At 62.3% G+C, this 7144-nt stretch carries 10 protein-coding genes and 1 pseudogene; 1 reads left to right on the top strand and 10 read right to left on the bottom strand.

Annotated elements, in window-relative coordinates:
* The 7 genes from AB1609_12465 to AB1609_12435 all read right to left on the bottom strand — a co-directional run.
* On the bottom strand, positions 1–121 hold a 121-nt coding region (locus AB1609_12465; GenBank protein MEW6047277.1), incomplete at its 3' end, for a 30S ribosomal protein S6.
* Positions 122–375: 254 nt separating this feature from the next.
* Entirely contained in the window at positions 376–708 is a 333-nt protein-coding gene (locus tag AB1609_12460) for an AzlD domain-containing protein (protein MEW6047276.1), read from the bottom strand.
* A 266-nt stretch (positions 709–974) separates the two neighbouring features.
* Positions 975–1778: an AzlC family ABC transporter permease gene (locus AB1609_12455; protein MEW6047275.1), complete on the bottom strand. Its 804-nt coding sequence runs from the start codon at positions 1776–1778 to the stop codon at positions 975–977.
* 124 nt (positions 1779–1902) lie between these two features.
* Positions 1903–3015, bottom strand: a complete 1113-nt coding sequence (ychF, locus tag AB1609_12450) for a redox-regulated ATPase YchF (GenBank protein ID MEW6047274.1) — start codon at positions 3013–3015, stop codon at positions 1903–1905.
* Between the two features lie 4 nt (positions 3016–3019).
* Positions 3020–3241, bottom strand: coding sequence for a DUF951 domain-containing protein (locus AB1609_12445; protein MEW6047273.1), 222 nt, complete (start codon positions 3239–3241; stop codon positions 3020–3022).
* Positions 3242–3329: 88 nt separating this feature from the next.
* Positions 3330–4058, bottom strand: coding sequence for a hypothetical protein (locus AB1609_12440; GenBank protein ID MEW6047272.1), 729 nt, complete (start codon positions 4056–4058; stop codon positions 3330–3332).
* A gap of 302 nt (positions 4059–4360) precedes the next feature.
* Positions 4361–4681, bottom strand: a complete 321-nt coding sequence (locus AB1609_12435) for a hypothetical protein (protein ID MEW6047271.1) — start codon at positions 4679–4681, stop codon at positions 4361–4363.
* A gap of 303 nt (positions 4682–4984) precedes the next feature.
* Here AB1609_12435 and yyaC point away from each other — a divergent pair.
* Positions 4985–5614 (top strand): annotated as a pseudogene (gene yyaC, locus AB1609_12430) (spore protease YyaC).
* 43 nt (positions 5615–5657) lie between these two features.
* On the opposite strand, the gene AB1609_12425 reads toward yyaC, so the two are convergent.
* The 3 genes from AB1609_12425 to AB1609_12415 all read right to left on the bottom strand — a co-directional run.
* The gene (locus AB1609_12425) at positions 5658–5906 is read right to left on the bottom strand and encodes a YkuS family protein (GenBank protein ID MEW6047270.1); all 249 of its coding nucleotides are present in this window, start codon (positions 5904–5906) and stop codon (positions 5658–5660) included.
* A 103-nt stretch (positions 5907–6009) separates the two neighbouring features.
* Complete coding sequence (locus tag AB1609_12420) at positions 6010–6672, bottom strand: phosphoribosyltransferase family protein (protein ID MEW6047269.1); 663 nt, start codon at positions 6670–6672, stop codon at positions 6010–6012.
* A 91-nt stretch (positions 6673–6763) separates the two neighbouring features.
* Positions 6764–7144 (bottom strand): polymer-forming cytoskeletal protein (locus tag AB1609_12415; protein MEW6047268.1); only part of this gene is annotated, 381 nt, incomplete at its 5' end.

Here is a 7144-nt window from a genome sequence, read left to right as displayed (position 1 = left end):
TCCTCTTGCCCCAGACGTTCATCTCTTTCACAGTCCCGCCCACGTCGCCTATAAGCTTTAGCACCTTGTCCAGTACGGCCTTCTGGGCTTCTTCGTCCAGCTCCGGCCTTAAGATGAACATCATCTCATATGCCCGCAACCGGCGCTCACCTCCTCCCACGGACGTCTGGCTCCGCACTAAGCGGAGCGGGAGGGGCCGCGCGAGACGAACTCGCGCCTCGGACCCTCATACAGCTGCCGTCATCTTCGCCCCCATACGGTCGACCTCATGGAAAATCCGGGCACGCTGACGCGCCCGGACCCCTGCCCCATGTTAACCCGTGCCGGGTTTCGGATCCGATTATATACCAAACTCCCTCACGCCTTCAACGACGGTCAATAAGAGCCAAGCCGCAATGCGAGCCACGCAAACAAAACCCCTGTAAGCACCGTCAAAAGCATGCTCTTATACTTCACCGCCACGAGGAACGTCGGAACGGAGGCGATCAAGTACGGGTTGCTCGCGTCGATGCACAGCCGCCGGCCGTCAGGGACCAACACCGCGGGCAGCAGCAGAGCCGCCATCACTGCGGGGGCCACCAGGCTAAGCCAGGTCTCGGCCCATGGCGGGAGTTTGCTTCGCGAGAGCATGAAGAAAGGCAGCACTCGCATGACAAACGTGACCACGGCCATGCCCAGGAAGGCCAGCGCCAGCTCCCCTCGCGGCATCGCGTTACACCGTCCTTCTCGATGTTCTCTGACCGGATACAGACCGGGGCATCAACCGGCCCCGTTTTCCTAGCGCAGTGGCAGCTACGTGTGCTCGCGGGCAACTGGCCCCTAACCCGCCTTCGCACATGAAAGCCGTGCCGGCCCGTACCTGCCACAACAAGCACTAGCATTCAACCGCAACCGCCAGGAATGTATCAACGGCACCCCTTCATCGAGGCGCAGCGAGTAAGACGGTCGTGAAATCACGCCTCGCCGAACAGGACTCATTGGCGCGGCCGGCTCCCGAAACGGTCTCCGAGCATCGTGCCTACTGTCGCCGCCATTGCGGTGGCTAACAGCACGTTCCACCCGCCCCCGACCGTCAGGACGATCAGCAGGGAGAGACCTCCGGATAACGCTGCGACCATCGCGCTGAGCGGGCCTCTAACGCTTAGGGAGAGAAGGCCGATGAACATGGCGGGAACGGCGAAGCCCAGCGCATCTCCAGCCACCGCCAAAGCCGCATCGCCCAGGATGGCTCCGGCCGCCGAGGCCCCGACCCACGCCAAGTAGGAAGCGAGGTTCAAGCCCAGGACGCTGGCCGCCAGCTCCCCGGACACGTGACCCACCGCGCCGGCGATAGGGCTCCATCTTTCGCCTTCCGCGCCGTCCCACGCGGGGTTCTTTCGTCTCACGGGGATGCGGGAGCTGGCCATGACGAATGTTTCGTCGGTGACACCGAACGCAAGGACGCCGGCGACGAGGGGGGACAAGCTTCCCAGGCGCCTGCAGAGCGAGGCGCTCATCAAGAGATGGCGGGAGTTGACCAGCCCTGCGGCTACTACCAGCTGCCATGGCCCGGACCCTGCGGCCAAAAGCTGTAGAGCAATGAACTGAGCCGAGCCCGCGTATACCATGGCGGACATAAGAGTGGTCTCCATGAGGGTCAAGCCGTGGGCGCGAGCCAGTACCCCGTAAGCGACGCCTATCGGGACATAGCCCAGGACCACCGGCACGGACCATAGGACACCTTGCTTGAACGACTCGGCGCGGATCTTTCGGTCGGCAGGAGCTGCGCTAGACCCCATTCTCCCTCAGAGGCTCCCCCGGAAGGAAAGGGTGCACATATGTGCCCCGGGATCGTTGCGAAAACGCTCAGCCCTACTGCGCCTCGGGCCCGTCAAGCTGCCTGCGAGGGGCTGGGGAGAAGGATCAAACGTGGAAGCGAAAATACAGGAGGTCTCCATCTCGGACCTGATAATCCCTGCCTTCCTGCCGGACTAGGCCGGCTTCTCGAGCTTTTGCGAGGGAACCCACAGCCTTAAGGTCGTCGCAGGATACAACTTCGGCGCGGATGAACCCTTTCTGCATGTCGGAGTGCACCCGTCCGGCGGCATCGTACGCGGTGGAGCCCCTGCGCAGGGTCCACGCCCGCGCCTCGTTTTCGTTGGCGGTGAAGAATGTCAGGAGGTCGAGGGCGCGGTATCCCGCCCAGGCGGCATCCAGAACCCGTTGTCGCCCCAAGCCAAGCTCCTGGGCGAAGATTCGGGCCTGATCCTCAGGAAGCTCCGCCAGCTCGGCTTCTATCTTGCCGCACACCTCCACGAGCGCAGCCCCCTCCCTCCGGGCCAGCGCCCGCAGCGTCTCTACAGCCCTTCCGCACTCTTCGTCCTCCAAGCCCGGCTCCGAGACGTTTGCGAGATACACCACGGGTTTTCCAGTTATGAGGCCCAGCTCCTTCTGGGTTCGCAGTAAGTCCCGTGTCTCCCCGAGGCCGGCAGTCCGTAAGGGGACTCCCCTGTTCAGGTACGTTCTGTAATGTCGAAGCCTGGCGACGGTTTTTTCGGCATCGACGTCACCGCTCTTCGCTACCTTAGAAAGCCCCTGGATTCGCCTGTCCACTATGTCCAGGTCGGCCAGGCAAAGCTCCGTTGTCACCACGGAGACGTCACGCTCGGGGTCGACGGGAGAACCCTCCTGGGCCGAGGCCACCTTGGGATCGCTAAAACAGCGGACCACGTGGATGATCGCGTCCACGTCCCTGATATGGGAGAGGAACTTGTTGCCGAGACCGTCCCCTCGGCTTGCGCCTTTGACTAGGCCCGCGATATCCACGACCTGGATGGTGTTGGGGGTTTTTGTCCTGGATCCAAAAGCGGAAGCCACCAGGTCTAAACGCGGGTCGGGGAGCGGTACCACGCCGACATTCTTGTCTATGGTGGTGAAGGGATAAGGGCCGACCTGGGCCGCGGCCCCCGTCAGAGCGTTGAAGATGGTGGATTTGCCGGCGTTGGGCAAGCCAACGATTCCGCAAGAAAACGACACCGTATCAACCCATTTTCGCCTTTATTTCCGGCGGGATCTCGCTGAACGGAATAACCTGGCGCACTCGTCGCTCCAGCTTCGCCCGGGGGACCATTACCTTTCTGTTACACCCGAGACAGCGCATCCCGATATCCATCCCCGTGCGGGTGACCTCCCACAGGTCGCTGCCGCACGGATGTTTCTTCTTGAGTTTGAGGACGTCACCGATCCCCATCTTCAAGGGCATCATACCCGGTCACTCCCCGCGCTGGCCGCGGACCCTTCCCGCCATGATGGTGATTCAAGAACCGGCCATGCCGATTTGAAGCACATTCCTATGTCCTGCGCCCGAGAAGCAAGGAAAACATGTCCGCCGAGATTTCCAGGAGGAACGAGCCGATCCTGGACGAGGCAATAGCATCCCTGGCGCCTCCCCACACGCCCATGCCCGACAGGACCGGCATCGCCAGCCCGACCAGGATCAACAACTTCAGCCCCTCGACGGCGAGTCCCAGGGCCAAACCTCCCGCGCGGTCGAGCGCGCCGGGAGCGAAATCGCGGTCGTCGACGCCGAACATGCCCCGGACCGCCGTCACCAGCAGCCATCTCACCAGAGCGAATACTGCAAGGAAGCACGCAGCAGTTATCAGCATGTTGGCCACGGAATAGCTTAAGAGCTCTCCCCAGGTGTCGAGCCCCTTAGTCGACGCCAGCCTCGCGAGGTTTCCAAGGTAGCTGCAGGCCGCCGCTCGAAGGGCCACGGGGATCTGAAGCAGGGATACCACGCGAGCCATCGCCTCAAAAGAAGCCCCCTGGACAGGCGTGGAGCCTAACCCCAGCGGCAGGGGCAGCCGCCCGGAGAGCTCGCGTGCCAGGGCGCTTACCACCTTAAACCAAGCCTCCAGGAGATCCGTGACCTTCCCGGCCAACATCACCCCGGCGAGGCAACCCAGGATGGAGGCCAAGAGCGACAAGAAAACCAGCGTGAACCCCCGGTTCCAGCCGCGGATCGCCCCTCGCACCAACAGGAACGCACAGAGAAGATCAAATGCCTTAGCTGCCATTTTAGCTTGTTGCGCTCCTTCTACCTACATCCCGTGAGTACGCTCTGACAGCTTTTCGAGCGGTTGCGCGCCTAGGAATCTCCTTCAAAATCCCTACATGCGCGCATATGAGTCCCGTGGCGCACCGCGCATTCTGCCGAAAACCAAAGCATTGAAGTGCAACCGCCAGGACGGTGTTTGCGCGCCCGTTTTTCATTACACAATCGATGAAACTGCCTTGAGTCGCCGTTCATCGCACGGGGCTCACTGGCGTATCCGGCTTTTAGGGCAGTTTTCTAGCGTCGTAAGATACGGGCCGCGCCTTATGCCGACAACACCAGGAAGGCCACCAAAACAGCGAGCCACGGCCGCACGGCGACTCCCAGGACCATGTTGATCGTGGCTATCGCCAGCCCGGAGGCCGCCCCTAAAGCAGTATATTCGAGCATGACTCGCCCGAAATCCTCCAGGAACAGGACGCCCGGGCCAGAGCGGGGCAATCCGGCTCCAACGTGGACGAGTCCTGCCCACAGGTGGAGGATCCAGCACGCGGCGACCGCCCACGCGTATCGGCCGGCCTGCAACGCCTCGACCACGCCCAAGTAATCCTGGGCAAACCAGGTGAACGCCGCAACCGCGGCCAACGAAGCTATCCTTGTGGTCGCCGGCCTCGTTCGTAAGCCCGTGTAACCCGCGTCAGGTTGGCGCATCTACGCCGTTACTCCATCGTTCGCCCCGTTACCGTTATCATATCGTACATTGGGGCGAGCCTCCAAGAGGTCTCTGGCTTTCCCCTTCACTACCGTATAATTTTTGCATCTCTGTTATATACTGCTATCAGGTCGTGTCCGATAAATGCTGGCAGGACCCCAAAGCTCTATGACCTGCAGGCTGTTCGCCTGGCTCGGGTCATATCTTCCCTGACGGCCTCAGCACACCCTTATGCGATGAACCCTGAGGGACTAGCATTGCGCGGTTCGCTACGGACGAGAGCTTATCTGGCTCGGCGGCGGATACGCCTTGACGGTTATGGATTCTGCGCCGCCGCCGATGACATACCTTCACCCGGCCCGCCGATGGTGATCGAAAGGGTTAGGTTCGATCACAAGGATGCGGCGCCACGCTTGGCCGAGGCGCTCTTGCAGACAGCAGGCCCCGTCGCAGCGGGATGCGACAGGTGCGTGGTGGTGTGCGTCGGGAGCGACCGGTCAACGGGCGACTCTCTGGGGCCACTGGTCGGCAGCGGCATGGAAGCCATGGCCCTTCCGGAGTTGCTGGTCTTGGGGACGCTGGAGTCTCCTGTGCATGCGGGCAACATGGCGGAAGCGCTGCGGAGCATCGAGGAGGCCGCCCGACGTCCGATCATCCTGGCCGTAGATGCCTCGCTGGGGCGACCGGAGCAAGTTGGCTCCATAGCCCTGGCGTCCGGGGCCCTACGGCCTGGCGCGGGGGTCAACAAAAAGCTGCCGCCCCTGGGTCATATGCACATAACCGGGACAGTTAACGTCGGCGGGTTCATGGAATACGTGGTCCTCCAGAACACGCGTCTCTCAATCGTGGTGAAGATGGCGCAGGTGATAATCGCGGCGCTATCTTCGGCCCTGCCGCGTCTGTGCACCATCATGCGAGCGTCTTACGAACTTCCTCCACTATCGATTCCGGGCTGCGCCCTGCCGCGGTTATCACCGGAACCGTACCGGATGCCTGCGACATCCCGAGAAAGTCCTGATTTAATCCGGTTACCACGAAGCAGTCCGCGCCAAGGTTAAGTCCTTGGGCCAGGCCGACTACGTGATAGCCATCCGCTTTCAGGGCCTCCGTTACAGGGGTCAGCCCCTCCTCCACCGCCACGGTAAGGGTCCTCCGCATTTCATGCTTAGCCTCCCTCGTCTGCCTGTGGGTGCACGCTCTTCCGGGTGCGAGGCCGAGCGCTCTATCGACAGATTCCAGAGTTCCCACTGCAGGAGGGAGTTTATTCGTCCGCCGGCGCTCCGGGACGCGGGAGCACGTACCGTTGGAGGATCGAGACCACGACCTCGTCGGGCGTCTGGTCGAAGACGTGGTAAAACTGGCCCACGGCGAAGAATGGCTCGGGGGTGTACGGGCAGACTACTTCGTCGACTTCGCTCTTAAGCCTGGATATGGCCTCCGGCGGAGCCACCGGGACGGCGAGAACGAGCCTAGCGGGGTCCTTACCTCGCAACCATTTCACGGCGGCCGTAATGGTAAGGCCGGTCGCTATGCCGTCGTCCACCACGATCAGTATCCTGCCCCGCATTTCGGGCAGCGGTCGCCGTTCCCTGTAACGCTCCAGTCGACGCTGGATCTCTTTCCTTTCCTCCTCGGCCTTAGAAGAGATGTAGTCCTCGGGAAGGTTGAAGTAACCTGCCAACCGCGGGTCGCACAACACCGTGCCGTCCGGAGCCACCGCGCCTATGGCGAGCTCCGGTTGGGCGGGGGCGCCGATCTTTCGCGTGATGACCACATCCAGTTGGGCGTCCAGGGCGGTGGCCACCTCGTCACCGACGACGACGCCTCCGCGCGGGACGGCCAGTACCAGCGCCCGTTGGCCCTTGTACGGCGATAGATGTTCCGCCAGGATCTTTCCCGCGTGCCTTCGATCGCGGTATAGCAATCCTTCGCCACCTCGCAACTATGTCTTAGGAGGGGACCGCATGGGGCTGATTGGCGTGACCGGCCCCGAGACCGGGTTCGCACAATAAGGATCATTCGGACCGCTTTACCGTAGCAGTGGCCTGGTCTGCGGGGCCGCCGGCGGGGGCTTCATCCCTTCCCGGCTCGCCCGGCATGGTCGTGTTGCCACAGAGGATGGCCCCCTGTCGTACGCTGAGCGACCGAACCTTCACGTCTCCGTAAAGCTGGCCAGTTGAAGCCAGTTCGAGGGCACCTTCACATTCGACGTTTCCGCGAACCGCGCCAGCCACTATTACATTGCGGGCTCGAACATCGGCTTGTACCGAGCCCGTCTCCCCAATGATCAGGTCCCCGTCCAAAGTTATCTCGCCCTCTACGCGCCCGTCCACCCTCGCCCCGCCGGCACCCGAGAGGGAACCCCTTATGGTCGTCTCAGGACCTATTACCGTATC

The sequence above is a fragment of the Bacillota bacterium genome, from assembly GCA_040754675.1.
GTDB lineage: Bacteria > Bacillota > Limnochordia > Limnochordales > Geochordaceae > Geochorda.
This window is presented reverse-complemented; position numbering and strand designations above follow the sequence as displayed.